The sequence below is a fragment of the Pseudomonas sp. GD04091 genome (genome assembly GCF_029836165.1).
In the GTDB taxonomy this organism is placed as follows: Bacteria; Pseudomonadota; Gammaproteobacteria; order Pseudomonadales; family Pseudomonadaceae; genus Aquipseudomonas.
Window position 1 is genome coordinate 32,979 of the sequence record NZ_JAOEBG010000023.1, and the last position, 22,338, is coordinate 55,316.

A 22,338-nucleotide genomic window follows, 5' to 3' on the forward strand; every position below is an offset into this window, starting at 1 on the left:
TGTTGCGGCGTAGGACAAAATTGCTCGCAGTATCTTTTACGCCATGTGTTTTATCAACAATTGCGCCGTCTGCACGGCGTTCAGCGCCGCGCCTTTGCGCACGTTGTCGGTGGTCAGCCAGAGGTTGAGTTGTTCCGGCTCGTCGACACCGCCACGTACACGACCAACATAGACCACGTCCTGGCCCACTGCGTCACCGACCGGCGTCGGATAATCGCCCGGCTCGACCAGTTCGATGCCGTCGGCGGCTTCCAGCGCGGCATTGACGGCTGCCAGATCGACCGGACGACGGCTCTGCACCGCCACACTGAAGCTATCGCCGAAGAATACCGGGACTTGAATGCAGGTCACGGAAATCTTCAATTGCGCCAGCTCGAGCACCTGGCGCAGCTCGTGGACCAGGCGACGCTCCACGGGCGTATGGCCCTGCTCGTCGGGCGTACCGACCTGGGGCAACAGGTTGAACGCCACCTGGCGATCGAAGAACCGCGGTTCCAGCGGCCGCGCGTTGAGCAGTTCGGCGGTCTGCCGGGCGAGTTCGCTGACCGCCTCCCTGCCCTGCTCCGAAACGGCCAGGCAGGCATTGACCTGGATCCGCTCGATATCGAGCAGGCCCTTGAGCGGCGCCAGCGCCACGGCCAGGGCTACCGCGCCGGCGCTCGGACTGGTGACCAGCGCTGGCTGCGGCAGTTCGGCGATGCGCTCGCCGTTGGCTTCCGGGACCAGTGCCGTGGCACCGTCCAGGGCGCCGGACAGGTCGATCACCGCGCAACCGGCAGCAATGGCCTTGGGCGCGAAACTGCGGCTGACGGCAGGGCTGGCGGCGAAGAACACCAGCTTGACCTGCGCGAAGTCGAAACTGTCCACTTCGCGGACTTTCAGCTTCTTGCCCGCGAACATGACGCTGCTGCCGGCGGATTCCATGCTGGCCAGCAAGTGCAGGGTGGAGACCGGGAAGGCGGCTTCCTCGAGGATCTGGACGAGAGACTCACCGACGGTGCCGGTGGCGCCTACTACGGCGATGTCTAGGGCGGTGGGCATGGGATCGGTTTCCTTCTGCGGGTACGGCGGGGAGCGGCACTTTACTTGGATTGTAGGGTGGGTGATAGCTTCGGCTTCGGCTTCGAGAGCGTTGGTTTTGATACTTGTATGCGCATTCGTTGGCGATGGCGACGCATAGTCACCTTTTCGCCTTTACGGCGACCTTCTTTTGCACGCGGGCAAAAGAAGGCAAAAACCGCTGACTCCATTCATCCGGCCCCTACGCTTCGCTCCGGGGTTCCCTCGCTCCGTTCTTGCTCCCGTGGGTACCGCGCTGAACGCCCCATCCTGGGGCGCAGCGCTCGACGGCCATCCGTGGCCGTCGCCCCACTACGCAAGAACTCCGCTCGGCCTCCTGAAGTCGCAATTTGTGTTGCCTGAACTATTGCGCGCTTAGAAGCAACAGCAACAGCAACAGCAACAGCAACAGCAACAGCAACAGCAACAGCAACAGCAACAGCAAGAACGAAACGAAATGAAATGAAATGAAATGAAATGAAACGAAATGAAATGAAACGGAAAACTTAAACTATTTTTAACAGTTATTTATATCGTGGTTGCTCTTGCCCTTTCGCGGGCAAGCCCGCGAATTTGGTCTTGAGATCGCACAGTTACAACTAGCGACAGCTGCGTCAACCTAGGCGCCGCCCGTAACTTGCGCGATTTCAGGAGGCCGAGCGCAGGCCTTGCGGAGGGAGGCGACGGCCATGGATGGCCGTCGAGCACTGCGGGCCATGGATGGCCCGTCAGTGCGGTCCTCCCGGGAGCAAGGCCGGAGCGAGGGTACCCCGGAGCGAAGCGTAGGGGCCGGATGAATGAGCGCGCGGTTTTGCTTACTTTTGCCAAGACAAAAGTAAGTCGCCGCAAGGCGAAACAGCGATATCAGCGTCGCCGCTGAAAATTAGTCCAAACAATGCCCTCAAAACAACAACCAACAACCAACAACCAACAAACCTGCCCCAATAAAAAACCCGCGCCACTCTCGCGACACGGGTTCTTCGACAGCCCAGTTCAAACCAGACCGATCACCGCTCCAGCAGAATCCGCAGCATGCGACGCAGCGGCTCGGCCGCGCCCCACAGCAGCTGGTCGCCCACAGTGAAGGCCCCCAGGTACTGCGACCCCATGTTCAGCTTGCGCAAACGCCCGACCGGCACGTTCAAGGTCCCGGTCACCTTGGTCGGCGTCAGCTCCTGCATGCTGATCTCACGCTGGTTCGGCACCAGCTTCACCCAAGGGTTGTGCTGGCTGATCATGCCTTCGATATCGGCCAGCGGCACGTCCTTGTTCAGCTTGATGGTCAGCGCCTGGCTGTGGCAGCGCATGGCGCCGATACGCACGCAGATGCCGTCCACCGGAATCGGGTTCTTGAAGCGCCCGAGGATCTTGTTGGTTTCGGCCTGGGCCTTCCATTCCTCGCGGCTCTGCCCGTTCGGCAGCTCCTTGTCGATCCACGGAATCAGGCTGCCGGCCAGCGGCACGCCGAAGTTCTCGGTCGGGAAGCCTTCACCACGCATGGCTTCGGCCACCTTGCGATCGATGTCGAGGATCGCACTGGCCGGATTGGCCAGGTCGTCGGCGACCGCGGCGTTGATGCCACCCATCTGCTTGATCAGCTCGCGCATGTTCTGCGCGCCGGCCCCGGAGGCCGCCTGGTAGGTCATGGCGCTCATCCACTCGACCAGACCGGCTTCGAACAGGCCGCCCAGACCCATCAGCATCAGGCTGACGGTGCAGTTGCCGCCGATGTAGTTCTTGGTCCCCGCGTCCAGCTGCTGGTCGATGACCTTGCGGTTGACCGGGTCGAGGACGATCACCGCGTCGTCCTGCATGCGCAGGGAAGACGCCGCGTCGATCCAGTAGCCCTGCCAGCCTGCTTCACGCAGCTTGGGGAAGACTTCGTTGGTGTAGTCGCCGCCCTGGCAGGTCAGGATGACGTCGAGGGTCTTGAGCTCTTCGATGTTGTAGGCGTCCTTGAGCGGGGCAGTATCCTTGCCTACGCTCGGACCCTGGCCACCTACGTTGGAGGTGGTGAAGAACACCGGCTCGATCAGGTCGAAGTCCTGCTCTTCGAGCATCCGCTGCATGAGCACGGAACCGACCATTCCACGCCAACCGATCAGACCTACACGTTTCATCGCAACTACACCTTTGCTAAAAGTGGGCCGCCACCGGGAGTTTTTGGTGGCGGGCCAGAGAGATTACAGATTCCGCAGCGCTGCGACTACTGCGTCGCCCATTTCCTGCGTGCCGACCTTGCGGCAGCCTTCCGAGTAGATGTCTCCGGTGCGCAGCCCCTGGTCCAGCACCCGACTCACGGCCTGCTCGATCGCCTCGGCGGCGGCCTGCTGGTTGAAGCTGTAGCGCAACATCATCGACACCGAGAGGATGGTCGCCAGCGGGTTGGCGATGCCCTGCCCGGCGATGTCCGGCGCCGAACCGTGGCACGGCTCGTACATGCCCTTGTTGTCGGCATCCAGCGACGCAGAGGGCAGCATGCCGATGGAACCGGTGAGCATGGAAGCCTCATCCGACAGGATGTCGCCGAACATGTTGTCGGTGACCACCACGTCGAACTGCTTCGGGGCGCGGACCAGCTGCATGGCCGCGTTGTCGACGTACATGTGGCTCAGTTCGACGTCCGGGTAGTCCTTGGCCACGTCCTCGACCACTTCACGCCACAGCTGGCTGGAGGCCAGGACGTTGGCCTTGTCCACCGAGCACAGCTTCTTGCCGCGCACACGGGCCATGTCGAAGCCGACACGGGCGATTCGGCGCACTTCGCTCTCGCTGTAAGGCAGGGTGTCATAGGCCTGGCGCTCGCCGCCTGGCAGTTCGCGCTGGCCGCGAGGCGCACCGAAGTAGATGCCGCCGGTCAACTCGCGGACGATGAGGATGTCCAGGCCGGACACGATCTCAGGCTTGAGCGACGAGGCATCGGCCAGTTGCGGATAGAGGATGGCCGGGCGCAGGTTGGCGAACAGGCCCAGTTGCGAACGGATCTTCAGCAGGCCGCGCTCCGGACGGATGTCGCGCTCGATCTTGTCCCATTTCGGCCCGCCCACCGCGCCCAGCAGCACGGCGTCGGCGTGGCGCGCACGCTCCAGGGTCTCGTCGGCCAGTGGCACGCCGTGCTTGTCGATGGCGGCGCCACCGATCACGTCATGGGTGAGGCTGAAGCCGAGCTGGAACTTGTCGTTGGCCAGTTCCAGCACCTTGACCGCCTCGGCCATGATTTCCGGACCGATGCCATCACCTGGGAGAATCAGAATCTGCTTGCTCATGCTTTCCTCGTATCCAATCAAGCGGCGCGCCCTGTCGGCGCGCCGATAAACTCAGTGTCCAACGGGCCTCGTCGCGGGGCAAGCCCGCTCCTGCGACCAGGCCAGGTCAATCAAGCGTCGCGGAACAACCAGGGCTGACTGGCGCGATGCCTGCCCTCGAACGCCTTGATCGCGTCGCTGTCCTGCAAGGTCAGGCCGATATCGTCCAGGCCATTGAGCAGGCAATGCTTGCGGAAGGCGTCGACCTCGAACGTCAGCACCTTGCCGTCCGGGCGGGTCACCGCCTGGGCCTCGAGATCGATGGTCAGCTGGTAGCCGGGATTGGCCTCGACCTGCCGGAACAGCTCGTCGACTTCGGCGGCGTCGAGAATGATCGGCAACAGGCCGTTCTTGAAGCTGTTGTTGAAGAAGATGTCGGCGAAGCTCGGCGCGATGATGCAGCGCAAGCCATATTCATCGAGCGCCCAGGGCGCGTGCTCGCGGCTCGAGCCGCAGCCGAAGTTCTCGCGGGCCAGCAGCACGCTGGCACCCTGGTAGCGCGCATGGTTGAGGACGAAGTCCTGGTTCAACGGACGCTTGCTGTTGTCCTGGTAAGGCTGGCCGACATCCAGGTAGCGCCACTCGTCGAACAGGTTCGGGCCGAAGCCGGTGCGCTTGATCGACTTGAGGAACTGCTTGGGGATGATCTGGTCGGTGTCGACGTTGGCACGGTCCAACGGCGCGACGAGGCCGGTGTGCTGGGTAAAGGCTTTCATGCTGCGCTCCCTTGGATCAACTCGCGGACATCGATGAAGTGGCCGGTCACCGCGGCGGCGGCGGCCATGGCCGGGCTGACCAGGTGGGTGCGGCCACCAGCGCCCTGACGGCCTTCGAAGTTGCGGTTGGAGGTGGACGCACAGTGCTCGCCGCTTTCCAGGCGGTCCGGGTTCATCGCCAGGCACATCGAGCAGCCCGGCTCACGCCACTCGAAGCCAGCCTCGAGGAAGATCTTGTCCAGCCCTTCGCGCTCGGCCTGGGCCTTGACCAGACCCGAACCCGGCACCACCAACGCCTGCTTGACGTTGGCCGCGACCTTGCGGCCCTTGGCGATCTCGGCGGCGGCGCGCAAGTCTTCGATGCGCGAGTTGGTGCACGAGCCGATGAACACGCGGTCGAGCTTGATGTCGGTGATCGCCTGGTTGGCGGCCAGCCCCATGTACTTGAGGGCGCGCTCGATCGAGCCGCGCTTGATCAGGTCGGGCTCTGCGGCCGGATCCGGCACGCGCTGGTCGACGGCCAGGACCATCTCCGGCGAGGTGCCCCAGCTGACCTGCGGCTTGATCTGCGCGGCATCGAGCTCGACCACGGTGTCGAATACCGCGTCGGCATCCGAAACCAGGCCCTTCCAAGCGTCGATGGCCTGGGTCCACTGCTCGCCTTTGGGCGCGTACGGGCGGCCCTCGACGTAGGCGACGGTGGTCTCGTCGACAGCGACGAGACCTACGCGGGCGCCGGCTTCGATGGACATGTTGCAGATGGTCATGCGGCCTTCCATCGACAGCTCGCGGATGGCGCTGCCGGCGAACTCCATGGCATGACCGTTGCCACCGGCGGTGCCGATCTTGCCGATCACGGCGAGGACGATGTCCTTGGCGGTGACGCCGGCAGGCAGCTGGCCTTCGACACGCACCAGCATGTTCTTCATCTTCTTGGCGACCAGGCACTGGGTGGCGAGCACGTGCTCGACCTCAGAGGTGCCGATGCCATGGGCCAGGGCACCGAACGCGCCATGGGTGGAGGTGTGCGAGTCGCCGCAGACCACGGTCATGCCCGGCAAGGTCGCGCCCTGCTCCGGGCTGATGACGTGGACGATGCCTTGACGCTCGTCATTCATCTTGAATTCGACGATGCCATATTCGTCACAGTTCTCATCGAGGGTCTGCACCTGAAGGCGCGACACCTGGTCGACGATGGCCTCGAGACCGCCCTTGCGCTCCGGCGTGGTCGGTACGTTGTGGTCCGGGGTGGCGATGTTGGCATCGATGCGCCAGGGTCGGCGGCTGGCCAGGCGCAGGCCTTCGAAAGCCTGGGGCGAAGTCACTTCGTGGATGATGTGGCGGTCGATGTAGATCAAGGACGAGCCGTCATCGCGGCGCTTGACCTCATGAGCTTCCCAGAGTTTGTCGTAGAGCGTTTTGCCAGCCATCAGACTGTTCCTCATCAGCGTCTTTCTATGCCAAAGACCCCTTGGCTTGTACGGACGATGCTATGGCGATAGATTGAATAACTCAAATTCATAATTTTCATGCTTTGCATAACCATCAGGAATTCGAAAGGATGGACCTGGCCAACCTCAACGCCTTCATCGCCATTGCCGAGACCGGCAGCTTCTCAGGCGCCGGCGAACGCCTGCACCTGACCCAGCCGGCCATCAGCAAACGCATCGCCGGCCTGGAGCAACAGCTGGACGTGCGCCTGTTCGACCGCCTGGGCCGTGAGGTCACCCTCACCGAGGCCGGACGCGCCCTGCTGCCGCGCGCCTACCAGATCCTCAACGTACTGGATGATACCCGCCGCGCCCTGACCAACCTCACCGGACAGGTGAGCGGTCGCCTGACGCTGGCCACCAGCCACCATATCGGCCTGCACCGCCTGCCGCCGCTGCTGCGCGCCTTCACCCGCCAGTACCCGGACGTGGCGCTGGACATCGAGTTCCTCGACTCCGAGGCGGCCTACGACGAAGTGCTGCATGGTCGCGCGGAAATCGCCGTGATCACGCTCGCTCCGGAACCCCACCATCTGGTCCGCGCGGTACCGGTCTGGGACGACGCCCTGGACTTCGTCGCCGCGCCCGAGCACCCGCTGGCCAGCAACCATGCGGTCAGCCTGGCCGACGTGGCGCGCCACCCGGCGGTGTTCCCCGGCGGTAACACCTTCACCCATCACATCGTCCAGCGCCTGTTCGAAAGCCAGGGCCTGGTCCCCAACATCGCCATGAGCACCAACTACCTGGAGACCATCAAGATGATGGTCTCCATCGGCCTGGCGTGGAGTGTGCTGCCACGTACTATGCTCGATGGGCAGGTTGCGCCCATCGCCCTGCCGGGCATACAGCTGTCGCGCCAGCTAGGCTACATATTGCACACGGAGCGCACGTTATCGAATGCGGCCAGGGCCTTCATGGCACTGCTCGACAGCCACGCCGGTTCCAGCTGACCGGTCGTCGGCACGGCACTACCCTCCACAAGGACGCGTCATCTGCCAAAGGTCTGGTACCGATGCCCAAATCAGCGAACCGCTTTCCGCGCCTGCCACGCATTCCTGCGGCCGACCCCCGGGAATCTGAACAGGCCTGGCAGAATGCTCCCCAGTTGCTGGCCGCGCTCAACGGCGCGCGCCTGGGCGCCTGGCTGTGGGACATCGAAAGCGGTCGAGTCAGTTGGTCGCGGGGCACCCAGGCGCTGTTCGGGTTCGATCCGCAGCGGCCACTGCCCAACGACATCGACTACCTCGACCTGCTGCCCGAGGAAGACCGCGCCCGTACCCGGCAGACCTTCCAGGCGGTGGTCAATGGCGAACCGATAGAGCAGGCCATGCGCCACCGCATCCGCTGGCCGGACGGCAGCGTGCACTGGCTGGAAATCAACGGCAGCCTGACCCACGACCCGCATGGCCGGCCACAGATGATCGGGGTCATCCGCGAGATCACCCGCCAGCGCGAACGGGAAACCGCGCTGATCAATTCGGAAAAGCGCTTCGCCACCCTCTTCCACCTCAGCCCCAACGCGATCCTCCTGACCCGTCGCCACGACGGCCTGATCATCGAGGTCAACCAGCACTTCGAGCACATGTTCGGCTGGCCGGGGGCGCAGGTGGTCGGCAAAACCAGCCTGGAACTGGGCTTGTGGGTCAACCCCGAGCAGCGCCATCAGGTCATGGACGCCACCCGTGCCGGCAGCGGCCCGCTGATCATGGAGGTGCAGTTCCGCGCCACCAGTGGCAAGGTTCACGACGGCATCCTCTGCACCCAGGGCATCGAGCTGGAAGGCGTCACCTACCTGATCAGCACCTTCGTCGACACCACCGAGCGCAAGCGCGCCGAACAGGCGCTCAAGGACAGCCAGGAACGCCTCGACCTAGCCCTTGACTCGGCGCAGCTGGGCACCTGGGACTGGCACATCCCCAGCGGCATGCTCTACGGCTCGGCCCGCGCCGCGCAGCTGCACGGCCTGGAGCCGGTGCCGTTCCACGAGTCGTTCGAGGCTTTCTTCGAAGGCGTGCCCGAGCACGAGCGCAGCGTCATGCGCCAGGCCTACCGCAGCCTGCGCGAAGGGCCCGCGGGCAACTACCAGATCACCTACCGCGTGCAACTGGACAACGGCACCTCGCGCTACATCGAAAGCCGCGCCCGCCTGTACCGCGACGATCAGGGCAACCCGCTGCGCATGGCCGGCACCCTGCTCGACATCACCGACCAGGTCGAACGCGAACAGCGCCTGACGGCCTCGGAAGAAAAATTCGCCAGCCTGTTCCAGGTCAGCCCCGACCCGATCTGCGTGACACGCCAGGACAGCGGCCAGTTCATCGAGATCAACCCCGCCTTCAGCCAGACCTTTGGCTGGAACACCGAGCAGGTACTCGGCCATACCGCGGAGGAACTCGGTCTGTGGGCTGAGTCGGCCGAACGCGCCCAACGCATCGAGCGGGTCATCCGCGACCAGGCTCTGAGCAACGTGGCGGTTGGCGTCAACCACCGCAATGGCACGCCATTGACCTGCGTGATCTCCAGCCGCCTGATCACGGTCGACGGTCAACCCTGCAGCGTCACCACCTTGCGCGACATCACCCAGCAGCAACGCGCCGAGGCGGCGCTCAAGGCCAGCGAGGAGAAGTTCGCCAAAGCGTTCCACTCGAGCCCCGATGCCATCACCATCACCGAGCGCCATAGCGGTCGCTACCTGGAAGTCAACGATGGTTTCAGCCGGCTGACCGGCTACAGCCCCGAGGAGGTGGTGGGTCACACGGTTTACGAGATCGGCATCTGGGCCGACGAAAAACAGCGCGGCGCGCTGCTCAACGAACTGCGCGAGCGCGGCCGGGTGCATCACCGGGAAATGCTCGGGCGCAACAAGCGCGGCGACATCCTCACCGTGGAAGTCTCGGTGGAACCGATCAGCCTCAACGAAACCGACTGCCTGCTGCTGACCGCCCGTGATGTCAGCCAGCTGAAGAACGCCCAGGCACAGATTCGCCACCTGGCCTATCACGACCCGCTGACCAACCTGCCCAACCGCGCCCTGCTGATGGACCGCCTGAGCCAGCAGATCGCCCTGCTCAAGCGCCACAACCTGCGCGGCGCCCTGCTGTTCCTCGACCTCGACCACTTCAAGCACATCAACGACTCGCTCGGCCATCCGGTGGGCGACACGGTGTTGAAGATCATCACCGCGCGCCTGGAGGCCAGCGTGCGCCTGGAAGACACCGTGGCGCGCCTGGGCGGTGACGAATTCGTGGTACTGCTCAGCGGCCTGGAAGGCAGCCGTGAACAGGTGGAGAGCAAGGTCCGCGAGCTGGCCGACACCCTGCGCGAGCTGCTGGCCGAACCGATGTCGCTGGATGGTCAGCGCCTGCAGGTGACCCCGAGCATCGGCGTGGCGCTGATCCCCGACCACGGCGCCACGCCCGCCGACCTGCTCAAGCGCGCCGACATCGCCCTGTACCGGGCCAAGGATTCCGGGCGCAACACGACCCAGCTGTTCCACACCACCATGCAGAAGGCCGCCAGCGAGCGCCTGCGCATGGAGAACGACCTGCGCCTGGCCCTGGCCCGCGGCGAACTGGCCCTGCACTTCCAGCCCCAGGTGGATGCCCGTGACAACCGTATCGTCGGCGCCGAGGTGCTGCTGCGCTGGCACCATCCGCAACTGGGCCAGCAGCCGCCGGCGCAGTTCATCCAGGTACTGGAGGAAAGCGGCCTGATCCTCGAGGTCGGCAGCTGGATCCTCGACGAAGCCTGCGATGCCTGCGCGCGCATGCTCGAGGACGGCCTGATCGATGCCGATGACTTCAGCCTGTGCGTCAACATCAGCCCCCGGCAATTCCGCCAGAACGACTTCGTCGAACGGGTACTGCGCAGCCTCGACGACTACCGCCTGCCACGGCGCATGCTCAAGCTGGAGATCACCGAGGGCATCGTCATCCAGAACCTGGAGGACACCATCAGCAAGATGCGCGAGCTCAAGCGCCATGGCGTCAGTTTCGCCATGGACGACTTCGGTACCGGCTACTCGTCGCTGACCTACCTCAAACGCCTGCCGGTGGACGCGCTGAAGATCGACCAGACCTTCGTGCGCGATGCCCCGGTCGACCCCAATGACGCCGAGATCGTCCGCGCCATCGTCGCCATGGCCCGCAGCCTCGACCTCGCGGTGATTGCCGAGGGCGTCGAACTGACCGAGCAGCTGGAGTTCCTCGAGCGACTGGGCTGCCACCTCTACCAGGGCTACCTGCACAGCCGGCCGCTGCCCTTGCCGGAGTTCCGCCAGATGCTGATGGAGGCGCCAGCGGATTATTGATATCCCTGTAGGAGCGGCGAACCGCCACTCCCGCCGCAGGTCATTTCTACAATGCAAATGAAAAGGGCACCCGAAGGTGCCCTTTCTTTCATCCCGCCAAACTCAGTTCAGCGCAGGCTTGTCGCCATTGATCGGAATGCGCTTGGCCTTGGCCTCTTCCGGCACGATGCGCAGCAGTTCGATGCTGAGCAGGCCGTTGGCCAGGCCCGCGCCCTTGACCTCGATATGGTCGGCCAGGCGGAACGAGAGCTTGAAGGCGCGTTGGGCGATGCCCTGATGCAGGAAGGTGACGCCTTCGCTGCCATTGTCGCGCTTGCCGCCGGTCACGGTCAGAACGCCTTTTTCGACCTGCAGGTCGAGGTCCTGCTCCTGGAAGCCGGCAGCGGCAACCACGATGCGGTAGTGGTCATCGCCATGTTTTTCCACGTTGTAGGGCGGGTAGCTGCTACCGGCCTCGTTACGTGCGGCGGCTTCGAACAGATCGTTGAAACGGTCGAAACCAACGGAATTGCGAAAAAGCGGGGCGAGAGAGAATGCGGTGGTCATGGTCATGAACTCCTGAGATTCAGCAAGTTAAGTCACTACGCGACCCGACTTCGGCATCGCGTACTCAAGAGATATGTCCGTGGGCAACGCTTTCAAGGGCTGGCGTGAAAAAAGTAGGCGACGAGGTGAATCTTATCGCGGGGCAAGCCCCTCCCACGAAGCCCGGCAACGCCGCTGTGGGAGCGGGCTTGCCCCGCGACAGAGCCGTTTCAGGCAACACAAGCCTCGACTGCCTGCAACTCCATCCCCAGCAAGCCACTGATCCGCTGGCAATCATCCTCCCGGCGCAACTCGGCGAACAACACCACCGCCTCGGGATAGCTGCGGGTCAGCATGGCCAGCCATTGCTTCATCCGCCCCGGCGCATAGCGTGGCGACAGCTTGGCCTGGGCCTGGCGCCAGAACTCGCGCAGCAGCGGCAGCAGCTGGTCCCAGCTCATCGGCTGGTACTCGACGCCATCGCGAGCCGCGGCGATCTGCAGGGCCAGGTCCGGGCGCGACACCAGCCCGCGCCCCAGCATGATGTCCTCGGCACCGCTGACCTCGCGGCAGCGCCGCCAGTCGTCGACCGTCCAGATTTCACCATTGGCGAACACCGGCACCGCGACCACATCCTGCACCCGTGCCACCCACTCCCAATGGGCCGGCGGCTTGTAACCCTCGACCTTGGTCCGCGCATGCACCACCAGATGCGCCGAGCCGCCTTCGGCCAGCGCCCTGGCGCAGTCCAGCGCGCCGTCGGGGCTGTCATAGCCCAGGCGCATCTTCGAGGTCACCGGAATATGCGCCGGCACCGCGCGACGCACCTCGCGGACGATGGCGTGGAGCAACTCAGGCTCCTTGAGCAGCACCGCCCCGCCGCGCGACTTGTTGACGGTCTTGGCCGGGCAACCGAAGTTCAAGTCGATCACCGGCGCCCCCAGCTCACAGGCCAGCGCCGCGTTCTCGGCCAGGCACACCGGATCGGAGCCAAGCAGTTGCACGCGCATCGGCACACCGGCGGCGGTACGCGCGCCCTGGCGCAGCTCCGGCGCCAGTTTGTCGAACGAGGACGCCGGCAGCAGGCGGTCGCAGACGCGAATGAACTCGGTGACGCACCAATCGATGCCACCCACCCGGGTCAGGACGTCGCGCAGGATGTTGTCGACCAGCCCCTCCATGGGGGCCAGGGCAATTTGCATTTCAGGGTCTCGCCAGGAAAAAGGCGGCAGTCTAGCAAAAAACCGCCACCGCTCAGCTGCCGATCAGCGCCGGGCCATAGCCGTCGAGGAATTCCGCCGGCATGCGCCGCGGCTTGCCGCTGGACAGTTCGATGCAGGCGAAGGTGGTCTGCGCACGCAACAGGGTGACGCCGTCACTCGGGCGCTTGAGCTGGAAACGACGGGTCATGCGCAGGCGCTGGTCCCAGTCGATGATCCAGGTGGCCAGTTGCAGTTCGTCATCCTCGTAGGCCGCGGCCAGGTAGTCGATCTCGTGACGGACCACGGCCATGGCCCGGTCCAGACGGCGGTACTCGGCCAGGTCCAGTCCCAGGCGCTGGGAATGACGCCAGGCACAGCGCTCCAGCCAGGTGACGTAGACGGCGTTGTTGGCGTGGCCAAGGCCGTCGATGTCTTCGCTGCCGACGCGAAGGTCGATGATGAATGGTGCTGCCAGATCCCAGCTCATGCCCGCTCCTGGTTTTCAGTGAACGGGCAGAGTGTAACGGATGCTCAGGCGCTTTGCCGCGCAGGCTGGGCGGTACGCGCCAGCAGCTCGAGCACCGCTTCGCCCAGGCGGGGGTCGGCCAGCACGCGCAGGTGACCCCCCTCCTCCAGCAACAGCAGGCGGCTGTCGAACCAGGCCTGGTGAATGAGCGGCGCCTCGCTGGCCGACACCAGGGCATCATCGCTGGCATGCACCACCAGCCCCGGGATATCCAGCTGATAGCCGCTGACGTCGAGGCGCGCCACCTGGACGCCGAGGTCGCGCTCGACCTGGCGAATGAAGGCCGCCCTGGCACGCGCCGGCATGCCGAGGTGCCGGGCGAAGCCGCGTAACACGCCGAGCAGACGGGCTGGCGCGGCGATGCTGACCGCCGTATCAGTCCGCAGCCCCCACTGCAAGGCCAGCAACAGGCTGGCACCGCCCATGGAATGGCCGATCACCGCGCGCAAGGGTGGCAATTCGGCGGCGGCCTCGAGCAGGGCGCGGGCGAACAACACCACATTCGCCTGGTCGCCGGGCGAATGACCATGGGCCGGGCCATCCAGTGCCACCACGGTATGCCCCTTGTCGACCAGGGTCTCGATCAGGGCGGCGAACTGGGTCGGTCGCCCCTCCCAACCATGCATCAGCAGCACGGTCGGCCCTTGCCCCCAGCGCAGTGCCGACAACCCGAAACGCAGGGTGATGCGCTCGGCCCTCTCGAGCAATGGCAGCTCCCACTGCCTGGGCGGCAGGGTGCGCGGCGCCATGAAAGCCCGGCGCATCCTGCCGGCAATGTGTTCAGGGGCCAGGTGGCCCAGGGTGCCATTGACGCCGCGAATCCAACTCAGGGTAGTCATCGCCTTGCTCCAGGGGTCAGGTTGCTCAGATCACCGCCGACTTGGCGGCACGCAGGATTCGGTCGGACAGCTCGCTGTTGCCCAGAGCGCGGGCCACGGCCAGCCCCCCCACCATCAGGGCGAAGTCGGCGAGCGCCTTGTCGATGTCTTCGGGTCGGTCGACCATTTGCGCGATCATCAGCTCGATGTGATCGCTGAGCGCATTGCGGAACGCGACCGGCAGACGCTGCATTTCGCTGAGCGCATTTGGAATCGGGCAGGCTTGCACCCCGGCGTCGCGGTGCTTGCGCGACAGGTAGAAGGCCGCCATCAGGGCACGACGCTCGCCGCCATCGAGCCCAGGATCGAGCTGGGCCAAAAGCGCCCGGCGTTCAGCGAGCAACTGGTTGAACGCCTCGAGCATGAGGTCATCCTTGCTCTCGAAGTGGGCATAGAAGCCACCCACCGTCAGCCCGGCAGCGCCCATGACCTGGCTGACGCTCGGCTCGGCAGGGCCATGCTGGATCAACGCGCAGCGGGCGGCGTCGAGGATACGCTCGCGGGTCTTGCTCTTCTTGTCGCTCATGGCTCACCTCGCAATATTATGAGTAACATATTATTCTCATAATATTTTCTGGCAAGCAGAATCTGCAGCCATTGCCCGGCGCAGTGATTTTTCAGGAGGCAGAAAAAACAAAAGGCCCATTCAATAATCGAATGGACCTTATAAATCCCGCAAAACGCGGGTAAAAAAATTGGCGTCCCCTAGGGGACTCGAACCCCTGTTACCGCCGTGAAAGGGCGGTGTCCTAGGCCACTAGACGAAGGGGACTTGACCTTCGTGCCGACTCGCTTTCGCGAACCGCGGCAAAATTGGTGGAGCTAAGCGGGATCGAACCGCTGACCTCCTGCATGCCATGCAGGCGCTCTCCCAGCTGAGCTATAGCCCCGAGTAAAACAAAAGGCTCATCCATCTGGTTGATGAGCCTTTCAGCACCCGCAATCTGCGAGTAAAAGTGGCGTCCCCTAGGGGACTCGAACCCCTGTTACCGCCGTGAAAGGGCGGTGTCCTAGGCCACTAGACGAAGGGGACGTAACCTTCGTGCCAGCCCGCTTTCGCGAACCGCGGCAAAATTGGTGGAGCTAAGCGGGATCGAACCGCTGACCTCCTGCATGCCATGCAGGCGCTCTCCCAGCTGAGCTATAGCCCCGGATTTATAGCCTCTCGGCCCAGCGACGGATACTGCATCGCTTGTGCAAAACTGGCGTCCCCTAGGGGACTCGAACCCCTGTTACCGCCGTGAAAGGGCGGTGTCCTAGGCCACTAGACGAAGGGGACGAACCTTCTTACCTTCAAGACCCGTTTGCTGGAACCGGCCTTGCCTGACAGCCTTGGCTATCAGTCGGAATTTGGTGGAGCTAAGCGGGATCGAACCGCTGACCTCCTGCATGCCATGCAGGCGCTCTCCCAGCTGAGCTATAGCCCCACAATGTCGCTCTGAACCGAAGCGCTGGCTGGGTGCCTGACGTTTCGTTTTCGTTCATCGCTGTGGACGGGGCGCATATTAAGAGCGGATTGCAGGGCTGTCAAACGAATTTTTGAAAATATTCAAAATTTTTTTCACAGATAACAAACACTTACCGCCCTGCTCCGCTACAACCGATTACTTGGCCATGGGGGAAATGCCTGTGGGAGCGGCCTTGCGTCGCGAAAGGGCCGCAAAGCGGCCCCAGCAATTATTGCGTGGCGGCTAAATTGCAGGACCGCGTTGCGCTCATTTCGCGACGCAAGGCCGCTCCCACAAGGTTCAGCGGCCGCCTTCAGAACGCCATCAGGCGATGTTCGCCAGCAGCTTTTCCCACTCCTTGTTTTCCTTCTTCGACACACCACCGAGCAGGTCGATGGCCTGGCGCAAACGGTAGCGAGTCAAGTCCGGGCCAAGGATTTCCATCGCGTCGAGCACCGACACCGAACTGGCCTGGCCAGTGATGGCGGCGAACATCAGCGGCATGGCATCGCGCAGCTTGAGCTCCAGCGACTCGACCACGGCCTGGATGCAGCCGGTGATGCGCTCCTTTTCCCACTGGCGCAGGCTTTCCAGCTTCCACAGGATCAGCTGCATCACCTGGCGCACCTGGTCAGCCGACAGTTTCTTGCTCTCGAACAGCTTGGCGTCGAGCTTGAGCGCGCCCTCGAAGAAGAAGCCACCCAGCGGGGCGACCTGGCTGAAGGTCTCGACCCGGCCCTGCACGTGCGGGGCGATCTTCATCATGTAGTCGCTGTTGAACGCCCACTTCTGCACGCGCGCGGCGAACTCTTCCACCGGCAGCTCGCGCAGCCACTGGCCGTTGAGCCAGGACAGCTTCTCGATGTCGAAGATCGGGCCGCCCAGGGAAACGCGCGACAAGTCGAAGTGCTCGACCATCTCGGCCAGCGAGAACTTCTCGCGCTCGTCCGGCATCGACCAGCCCATGCGCCCCAGGTAGTTGAGCATCGCCTCGGGCATGAAGCCCATGCGCTCGTAGAAGGTCACCGAGGTCGGGTTCTTGCGCTTGGACAGCTTGCTCTTGTCGGGGTTGCGCAGCAGCGGCATGTAGCAGAGCTTGGGCTGTTCCCAGCCGAAGTACTCGTACAGCTTGATCAGCTTGGGCGCCGACGGCAGCCACTCTTCGCCGCGCAGCACATGGGTGATGCCCATCAGGTGGTCGTCGACCACGTTGGCCAGGAAGTACGTCGGCAGGCCGTCGTTCTTCATCAGCACCTGCATGTCCATGCGGTCCCATGGGATCTCGACATCGCCACGCAGCATGTCCGGCACCACGCAGACGCCTTCGCTCGGCACCTTCATGCGGATGACATGCGCTTCGCCAGCGGCCAGGCGGCGCTGCACTTCCTCGTCGCTCAGCAGCAGGGCACGGCCGTCGTAACGCGGGGTTTCACCCCGGGCCATCTGCTCGGCGCGCATCTGCTCCAGCTCCTCGGCGGTGCAGAAGCAGTAGAAGGCGTGGCCGGCGTCGACCAGTTGCTTGGCGTATCGGGCATAGATCTCGCCACGCTCGCTCTGCCGGTACGGGCCGTGCGGGCCGCCAACGTCCGGGCCTTCGTTCCATTCGATGCCAAGCCAGCGCAGGGCGTCGAAGATCTGCTGCTCCGACTCACGGGTGGAACGCAACTGGTCGGTGTCTTCGATACGCAGGATGAACTCACCGCCGTGCTGCTTGGCGAAGCAGTAGTTGAACAGGGCGATGTAGGCGGTGCCGACATGGGGGTCGCCAGTGGGCGATGGCGCAATACGCGTGCGAACGGTGGTCATGGTGAGTCTCGAACGAAGAATGAAACAAAGGCGGGATGTTAGCAGGGAGCGGGCATCGGGCTCCAGCAATGGCGCGATCGTCACTTGTGACGCTACCACCGACCGCTGTTAAATTTGCTTACACTTTCACAACGACACCCCCTCATGCCCACCCCACTCAAGCGCCGCCTGCTGATCTTCATCACCCTGGTCGCCCTGATCGGCCTCGCCTTTCTCGCCCACTGGTACTTCAAGGGGCGCTTCTACGAAAGCACCGACAACGCCTATGTACAGGGCGAAATCACCCGGATCTCCAGTCAGCTCGGAGCGCGTATCGATGAAGTGCGAGTGGAAGACAACCAGCACGTGAACAAGGGCGACCTGCTGGTACGCCTGGAAGCCGCCGACTTCGACCTGGCCGTCGAGCGCGCCCGCGCCGCCCTGGCCACCCGCGAGGCCGAGCGCATGCAGGCACAGAGCCGCCTGACCCAGCAAGGCAGCCTGATCGCCGCTGGCCAGGCCCAAGTCGCTGCCAGCCAGGCCACGCTCGACCGCTCGCAGCTCGACCTCAACCGTGCCCAGGCCCTGCGCAAACCCGGTTTCGTCTCCGAGGAACGGGTCACTACCCTGTCGGCGGAAAGCCATGTCGCCCGCTCCCAGGTCGACAAGGCCCAAGCCGACCTCAAGGGCCAGCGCCAACAGGTCGATGCCCTGACCGCCGAGCTCAAGCGCCTCGACGCGCAGATCGCCAATGCCCGCGCCGACCTGGCCCAGGCCGAGCTGAACCTGACGCGCTGCGAGATCCACGCACCGATCAGCGGCACCATCGGCCAACGCAGCGCGCGCAACGGCCAGGTAGTGCAAGCCGGCGCCTACCTGCTATCGATCGTCCCCGACGAGGACATCTGGGTGCAGGCCAACTTCAAGGAAACCCAGATCGGCAGGATGCACCCCGGTCAACCCGCCGAACTGCTGTTCGACAGCTACCCCGACACTCCGATCGCGGGCCGCGTCGACAGCCTGTTCGCCGCCTCGGGCGCACAGTTCAGCCTGCTGCCGCCGGACAACGCCACCGGCAACTTCACCAAGGTGGTGCAGCGCATTCCGGTCAAGCTGACCTTCGCCGCCGACAACCCGCTGCGCGGTCGCATTCGCCCGGGCATGTCGGTCACCGCCACGGTCGACCTGCACGCCGAGGACAAAGGCCAAGATGGCCGGTGATCAACTGCTGCGCCCCACCGCGGAGCCGACCCGGCGTGACTGGATCGCGGTGATGAGCGTGATGCTCGGCGCCTTCATGGCGGTGCTGGACATCCAGATCACCAACTCGTCGCTCAAGGACATTCAGGGCGCGCTGTCGGCGACCCTGGAGGAAGGTTCGTGGATCTCCACCTCCTATCTGGTGGCCGAGATCATCATGATCCCGCTGACCGCCTGGCTGGTGCAGCTGCTCTCGGCGCGGCGCCTGGCGGTATGGGTATCGCTGGGCTTTCTGGTGTCTTCACTGCTGTGCTCCATGGCCTGGAATCTCGAGAGCATGATCGTGTTCCGTGCCCTGCAGGGCTTCACGGGAGGGGCGCTGATCCCACTGGCTTTCACCCTGACCCTGGTCAAGCTGCCGGAGCATCATCGCGCCAAGGGTATGGCCATGTTCGCCATGACGGCCACCTTCGCCCCCTCCATCGGTCCGACCTTGGGCGGCTGGCTGACCGAGAACTGGGGCTGGGAATACATCTTCTACATCAACATCCCACCTGGTCTGGTGATGATCGCCGGCCTACTGTACGGGCTGGAAAAGAAAGAGGCGCATTGGGAACTGCTGAAAAGCACCGACTACGCGGGCATCGTCACCCTCGGTCTAGGCCTGGGCTGCCTGCAGGTGTTTCTCGAGGAGGGGCATCGCAAGGACTGGCTGGAGTCGGGCCTGATCGTCAGCCTGGGCACGGTCGCCCTGCTCAGCCTGATCCTGTTCGTGATCCTGCAGTTTTCCCGCGCGCATCCACTGATCAACCTGCGCATTCTCGGCAACCGCAACTTCGGCCTGTCGAGCATCGCCAGCCTGGGCATGGGCGTCGGGCTATATGGTTCGATCTACCTGTTGCCGCTGTACCTGGCGCAGATCCAGGGCTACAACGCCTTGCAGATCGGCGAGGTGATCATGTGGATGGGCGTGCCGCAGCTGTTCCTGATTCCGCTGGTGCCGCAGTTGATGAAGGTGATCCCGCCCAAGGTGCTGTGTGCCCTGGGCTTCTGCCTGTTCGGTGCCGCCAGCTTCGGTTCGGGGGTGCTCAATCCCGATTTCGCCGGCCCGCAGTTCAACCAGATCCAGGTGATCCGTGCCCTCGGCCAACCGATGATCATGGTCACCATCTCACTGATCGCCACTGCCTACATCCAGCCGCAGGATGCAGGGTCGGCCTCGAGCCTGTTCAACATTCTGCGCAACCTGGGCGGCGCCATCGGCATCGCCTTGCTGGCGACGCTGCTGGATGCGCGGACCAAGGTGTACTTCGACTACCTGCGGGAGTCGGTGGTGCCAGGTAACCCACAGGTGGCCGAGCGGCTGGCGCAGTTGGCCGAGCGGCTGGGCAGCGATAACGCAGCGCTGGGCAAGCTGTCCGAGATTACCCACCAGCAGGCCTTGATCATGGCCTACAACGATGCCTTCCATTTTGTCGGGATCGGGCTGGCGGTGAGCATGTTGGCGGTGTTGCTGACGCGCACGTTGCCGCAGGGGTTGAAGGCGGGTGAGGCGCACTGAGCGAGTTACGCCTTGACCTGTAGAAGCGGCCTTTCGCGGCACAAGGCCGCTCTCATGGAACAAACCGTAACTCATAGATTTAGCTAGTCACTGTGGGAGCGGCCTTGCGTCGCGAAAGGGCTGCGCAGCAGCCCCGGCAATTTCGAGGGTGGCTCAGAACCTGGGGCCGCTGCGCGCCCCTTTTGCGACGCAAGGCCGCTCCCACAGGGGACAGTTCCCCGCGCGACAGCGTAGCCCGAAGGGCTGGGCAATCTCCTACAGGGGTTGTGTAGAGCTTTAGCTGGCCAACAGCCGCTCGCGCAGCTTGCCGATCTCGTCGCGCAACTGCGCGGCGGCCTCGAACTCCAGGTCGCGGGCGAGCTGGAACATCTTCTCTTCCAGCTGCTTGATGCGCTTGGTGATCTGCGCCGGGGTCTGCAGCTCGGCTTCGTAGCGCTCGGCCTCCTCCGCCGCCTTGGCCATGCCCTTGCGCTTCTTGCTCCGCGCTCCCGGTACCGTGGCGCCTTCCATGATGTCGGTGATGTCCTTGACCACACCCTTGGGCACGATGCCATTGGCTTCGTTGAACGCCACCTGCTTGGCCCGCCGCCGTTCGGTTTCGTCGATGGCGCGCTGCATGGAGCCGGTGATGTTGTCGGCGTAGAGAATCGCCTTGCCGTTCAGGTTGCGTGCCGCGCGGCCGATGGTCTGGATCAGTGAGCGCTCGGAACGCAGGAACCCCTCCTTGTCGGCATCGAGAATCGCCACCAGCGACACCTCGGGCATGTCCAGGCCCTCGCGCAGCAGGTTGATTCCCACCAGCACGTCGAAGGTGCCCAGGCGCAGGTCGCGGATGATCTCTACCCGCTCGACGGTGTCGATGTCCGAGTGCAGGTAGCGCACCCGCACGTCGTGGTCGGCCAGATAGTCGGTGAGGTCCTCGGCCATGCGCTTGGTCAGCGTGGTGGCCAGCACCCGATCGCCCTGCGCCACGCGCTTGCCGATTTCCGAGAGCAGATCATCCACCTGGGTGAGCGCCGGGCGCACCTCGACCTGCGGATCGACCAGGCCGGTTGGCCGCACCACCTGCTCCACCACACGCCCGGCGTGCTCGGCCTCGTAGGAACCGGGTGTTGCGGAGACGAAGATGGTCTGCGGGCTGACCGCCTCCCACTCGTCGAAACGCATGGGCCGGTTGTCCAGCGCCGACGGCAGGCGGAAGCCATACTCCACCAGGGTCTCCTTGCGCGAACGGTCGCCCTTGTACATGGCACCGACCTGCGGAACGCTGACGTGGGATTCGTCGATCACCAGCAAGGCATCCGGCGGCAGGTAATCGTAGAGCGTGGGCGGCGGCGCGCCGGCCGGCCGGCCGGAGAGATAGCGCGAGTAGTTCTCGATACCGTTGCAGTAACCCAGCTCGAGGATCATCTCCAGGTCGAAGCGGGTGCGCTGCTCCAGACGCTGTGCCTCGACCAGCTTGTTGTGCTTGTGCAGGTACTCGAGACGCTCCTTGAGCTCTTCCTTGATTCCGTCCACGGCCTCTATCAAGGTTTCCCGAGGGGTCACGTAGTGGCTCTTGGGGTAGAAGGTGAAGCGCGGCAACTTGCGGATCACCTCGCCGGTCAGCGGATCGAAGGCGGCGATGTTCTCCACCTCGTCGTCGAACAGCTCGATGCGGATAGCCTCCAGGTCCGATTCGGCCGGGAAGATGTCGATCACATCGCCACGCACGCGGAAGGTGGCGCGGGCGAAGTCCATCTCGTTGCGGGTGTACTGCAGGTCAGCGAGACGGCGCAGCAAGGCGCGCTGGTCGAGCTTGTCGCCACGGTCGACGTGCAGGACCATCTTCAGGTACGTCTCGGGGCTGCCCAGACCATAGATGCACGACACGGTGGTGACGATGATCGCGTCGCGCCGCTCCAGCAGCGCCTTGGTCGCTGACAGGCGCATCTGCTCGATGTGGTCGTTGATCGAGGCGTCCTTCTCGATGAAGGTGTCCGACGACGGCACGTAGGCTTCGGGCTGGTAGTAGTCGTAGTAGGAAACGAAATACTCGACGGCGTTGTTCGGGAAGAACGCCTTGAACTCGCCGTACAACTGGGCTGCCAGGGTCTTGTTCGGCGCCAGCACCATGGTCGGGCGCTGCACCTGCTGGATGACATTGGCGATGCTGAAGGTCTTGCCCGAGCCGGTCACCCCGAGCAGGGTCTGGTGCGAAAGGCCGGCATCGATACCCTCGACCATCTGGCGGATGGCCTCGGGCTGGTCACCGGCCGGCTGGAATCGGGTGACGAGCTGGAACTCGGACATGTCGGACCTCGTGGATGTCACGGCAACTGTAAATTTAGCCAG

General features: G+C 64.1%; 16 protein-coding genes and 6 tRNA genes. 4 read left to right on the plus strand and 18 right to left on the minus strand.

The features are described 5' to 3' along the window. Positions 1-36: 36 nt before the first annotated feature. The 5 genes from N7422_RS22060 to leuC form a co-directional block, all read right to left on the minus strand. The gene (locus tag N7422_RS22060) at positions 37-1,041 is read right to left on the minus strand and encodes an aspartate-semialdehyde dehydrogenase (protein ID WP_279808523.1); all 1,005 of its coding nucleotides are present in this window, start codon (positions 1,039-1,041) and stop codon (positions 37-39) included. Between the two features lie 1,025 nt (positions 1,042-2,066). After that, complete coding sequence (gene asd, locus N7422_RS22065) at positions 2,067-3,179, minus strand: aspartate-semialdehyde dehydrogenase (RefSeq protein WP_279808524.1); 1,113 nt, start codon at positions 3,177-3,179, stop codon at positions 2,067-2,069. Between the two features lie 63 nt (positions 3,180-3,242). Further along, positions 3,243-4,325 carry a 3-isopropylmalate dehydrogenase gene (gene leuB / locus N7422_RS22070; protein ID WP_279808525.1) on the minus strand — a complete coding sequence of 361 codons (1,083 nt, stop codon included), beginning with the start codon at positions 4,323-4,325 and terminating at the stop codon, positions 3,243-3,245. Positions 4,326-4,435: 110 nt separating this feature from the next. Further along, positions 4,436-5,080 carry a 3-isopropylmalate dehydratase small subunit gene (gene leuD / locus N7422_RS22075; RefSeq protein ID WP_279808526.1) on the minus strand — a complete coding sequence of 215 codons (645 nt, stop codon included), beginning with the start codon at positions 5,078-5,080 and terminating at the stop codon, positions 4,436-4,438. Next, positions 5,077-6,510, minus strand: a complete 1,434-nt coding sequence (gene leuC / locus N7422_RS22080; RefSeq protein ID WP_279808527.1) for a 3-isopropylmalate dehydratase large subunit — start codon at positions 6,508-6,510, stop codon at positions 5,077-5,079. The genes leuD and leuC overlap by 4 nt, the downstream gene beginning before the upstream one ends. 131 nt (positions 6,511-6,641) lie before the next feature. Here leuC and N7422_RS22085 point away from each other — a divergent pair, with 131 nt between their 5' ends. Together N7422_RS22085 and N7422_RS22090 are read left to right on the plus strand one after the other, a co-directional pair. After that, complete coding sequence (locus N7422_RS22085; RefSeq protein WP_279808528.1) at positions 6,642-7,520, plus strand: LysR family transcriptional regulator; 879 nt, start codon at positions 6,642-6,644, stop codon at positions 7,518-7,520. Positions 7,521-7,582: 62 nt separating this feature from the next. Then, positions 7,583-10,879: a PAS domain S-box protein gene (locus N7422_RS22090; protein WP_279808529.1), complete on the plus strand. Its 3,297-nt coding sequence runs from the start codon at positions 7,583-7,585 to the stop codon at positions 10,877-10,879. Positions 10,880-10,981: 102 nt separating this feature from the next. Here the strand turns inward: N7422_RS22090 and N7422_RS22095 are convergent, their stop codons facing one another. The 12 genes from N7422_RS22095 to gltX form a co-directional block, all read right to left on the minus strand. Then, complete coding sequence (locus N7422_RS22095; RefSeq protein ID WP_279808530.1) at positions 10,982-11,425, minus strand: Hsp20 family protein; 444 nt, start codon at positions 11,423-11,425, stop codon at positions 10,982-10,984. 209 nt (positions 11,426-11,634) lie between these two features. Continuing rightward, on the minus strand, positions 11,635-12,606 hold the full coding sequence (locus N7422_RS22100; RefSeq protein ID WP_279808531.1) for a tRNA-dihydrouridine synthase: 972 nt from the start codon (positions 12,604-12,606) through the stop codon (positions 11,635-11,637). 52 nt (positions 12,607-12,658) lie between these two features. Next, entirely contained in the window at positions 12,659-13,093 is a 435-nt protein-coding gene (locus N7422_RS22105; RefSeq protein ID WP_166884286.1) for a thioesterase family protein, read from the minus strand. A gap of 44 nt (positions 13,094-13,137) precedes the next feature. Beyond that, positions 13,138-13,971 carry an alpha/beta fold hydrolase gene (locus tag N7422_RS22110; RefSeq protein ID WP_279808532.1) on the minus strand — a complete coding sequence of 278 codons (834 nt, stop codon included), beginning with the start codon at positions 13,969-13,971 and terminating at the stop codon, positions 13,138-13,140. Positions 13,972-13,996: 25 nt separating this feature from the next. Next, positions 13,997-14,536 (minus strand): TetR/AcrR family transcriptional regulator, encoded by a 540-nt coding sequence (locus N7422_RS22115; protein ID WP_279808533.1) that lies wholly within the window; start codon positions 14,534-14,536, stop codon positions 13,997-13,999. Positions 14,537-14,706: 170 nt separating this feature from the next. Next, positions 14,707-14,782: transfer RNA gene (locus N7422_RS22120), tRNA-Glu, on the minus strand. 42 nt (positions 14,783-14,824) lie between these two features. Next, positions 14,825-14,900: transfer RNA gene (locus N7422_RS22125), tRNA-Ala, on the minus strand. 67 nt (positions 14,901-14,967) lie between these two features. Beyond that, positions 14,968-15,043: transfer RNA gene (locus N7422_RS22130), tRNA-Glu, on the minus strand. A 42-nt stretch (positions 15,044-15,085) separates the two neighbouring features. After that, positions 15,086-15,161 (minus strand) — tRNA-Ala (locus N7422_RS22135). Between the two features lie 52 nt (positions 15,162-15,213). After that, a tRNA-Glu gene (locus N7422_RS22140) sits at positions 15,214-15,289 on the minus strand. A gap of 72 nt (positions 15,290-15,361) precedes the next feature. Further along, a tRNA-Ala gene (locus N7422_RS22145) sits at positions 15,362-15,437 on the minus strand. 345 nt (positions 15,438-15,782) lie between these two features. After that, positions 15,783-17,264 (minus strand): glutamate--tRNA ligase, encoded by a 1,482-nt coding sequence (gltX, locus tag N7422_RS22150; RefSeq protein WP_279808534.1) that lies wholly within the window; start codon positions 17,262-17,264, stop codon positions 15,783-15,785. A 144-nt stretch (positions 17,265-17,408) separates the two neighbouring features. Between gltX and N7422_RS22155 the strand changes: the two genes are divergently transcribed. Beyond that, positions 17,409-18,464 (plus strand): HlyD family secretion protein, encoded by a 1,056-nt coding sequence (locus N7422_RS22155; RefSeq protein WP_279808535.1) that lies wholly within the window; start codon positions 17,409-17,411, stop codon positions 18,462-18,464. A gap of 49 nt (positions 18,465-18,513) precedes the next feature. Next, positions 18,514-20,004, plus strand: coding sequence for an MDR family MFS transporter (locus tag N7422_RS22160; RefSeq protein ID WP_279808577.1), 1,491 nt, complete (start codon positions 18,514-18,516; stop codon positions 20,002-20,004). Between the two features lie 276 nt (positions 20,005-20,280). Here the strand turns inward: N7422_RS22160 and uvrB are convergent, their stop codons facing one another. Next, complete coding sequence (gene uvrB / locus N7422_RS22165; RefSeq protein WP_279808536.1) at positions 20,281-22,296, minus strand: excinuclease ABC subunit UvrB; 2,016 nt, start codon at positions 22,294-22,296, stop codon at positions 20,281-20,283. Between the last annotated feature and the right edge of the window lie 42 nt (positions 22,297-22,338).

Excerpts from the sequence above, each read along its gene's own strand:
- N7422_RS22060 (WP_279808523.1), bottom strand. The coding sequence starts at position 1,041 with ATGCCCACCGCCCTAGACATCGCCGTAGTAGGCGCCACCGGCACCGTC.
- asd (WP_279808524.1), bottom strand. The coding sequence starts at position 3,179 with ATGAAACGTGTAGGTCTGATCGGTTGGCGTGGAATGGTCGGTTCCGTG.
- leuB (WP_279808525.1), bottom strand. The coding sequence starts at position 4,325 with ATGAGCAAGCAGATTCTGATTCTCCCAGGTGATGGCATCGGTCCGGAA.
- leuD (WP_279808526.1), bottom strand. The coding sequence starts at position 5,080 with ATGAAAGCCTTTACCCAGCACACCGGCCTCGTCGCGCCGTTGGACCGT.
- leuC (WP_279808527.1), bottom strand. The coding sequence starts at position 6,510 with ATGGCTGGCAAAACGCTCTACGACAAACTCTGGGAAGCTCATGAGGTC.
- N7422_RS22085 (WP_279808528.1), top strand. The coding sequence starts at position 6,642 with ATGGACCTGGCCAACCTCAACGCCTTCATCGCCATTGCCGAGACCGGC.
- N7422_RS22090 (WP_279808529.1), top strand. The coding sequence starts at position 7,583 with ATGCCCAAATCAGCGAACCGCTTTCCGCGCCTGCCACGCATTCCTGCG.
- N7422_RS22095 (WP_279808530.1), bottom strand. The coding sequence starts at position 11,425 with ATGACCACCGCATTCTCTCTCGCCCCGCTTTTTCGCAATTCCGTTGGT.
- N7422_RS22100 (WP_279808531.1), bottom strand. The coding sequence starts at position 12,606 with ATGCAAATTGCCCTGGCCCCCATGGAGGGGCTGGTCGACAACATCCTG.
- N7422_RS22105 (WP_166884286.1), bottom strand. The coding sequence starts at position 13,093 with ATGAGCTGGGATCTGGCAGCACCATTCATCATCGACCTTCGCGTCGGC.
- N7422_RS22110 (WP_279808532.1), bottom strand. The coding sequence starts at position 13,971 with ATGACTACCCTGAGTTGGATTCGCGGCGTCAATGGCACCCTGGGCCAC.
- N7422_RS22115 (WP_279808533.1), bottom strand. The coding sequence starts at position 14,536 with ATGAGCGACAAGAAGAGCAAGACCCGCGAGCGTATCCTCGACGCCGCC.
- gltX (WP_279808534.1), bottom strand. The coding sequence starts at position 17,264 with ATGACCACCGTTCGCACGCGTATTGCGCCATCGCCCACTGGCGACCCC.
- N7422_RS22155 (WP_279808535.1), top strand. The coding sequence starts at position 17,409 with ATGCCCACCCCACTCAAGCGCCGCCTGCTGATCTTCATCACCCTGGTC.
- uvrB (WP_279808536.1), bottom strand. The coding sequence starts at position 22,296 with ATGTCCGAGTTCCAGCTCGTCACCCGATTCCAGCCGGCCGGTGACCAG.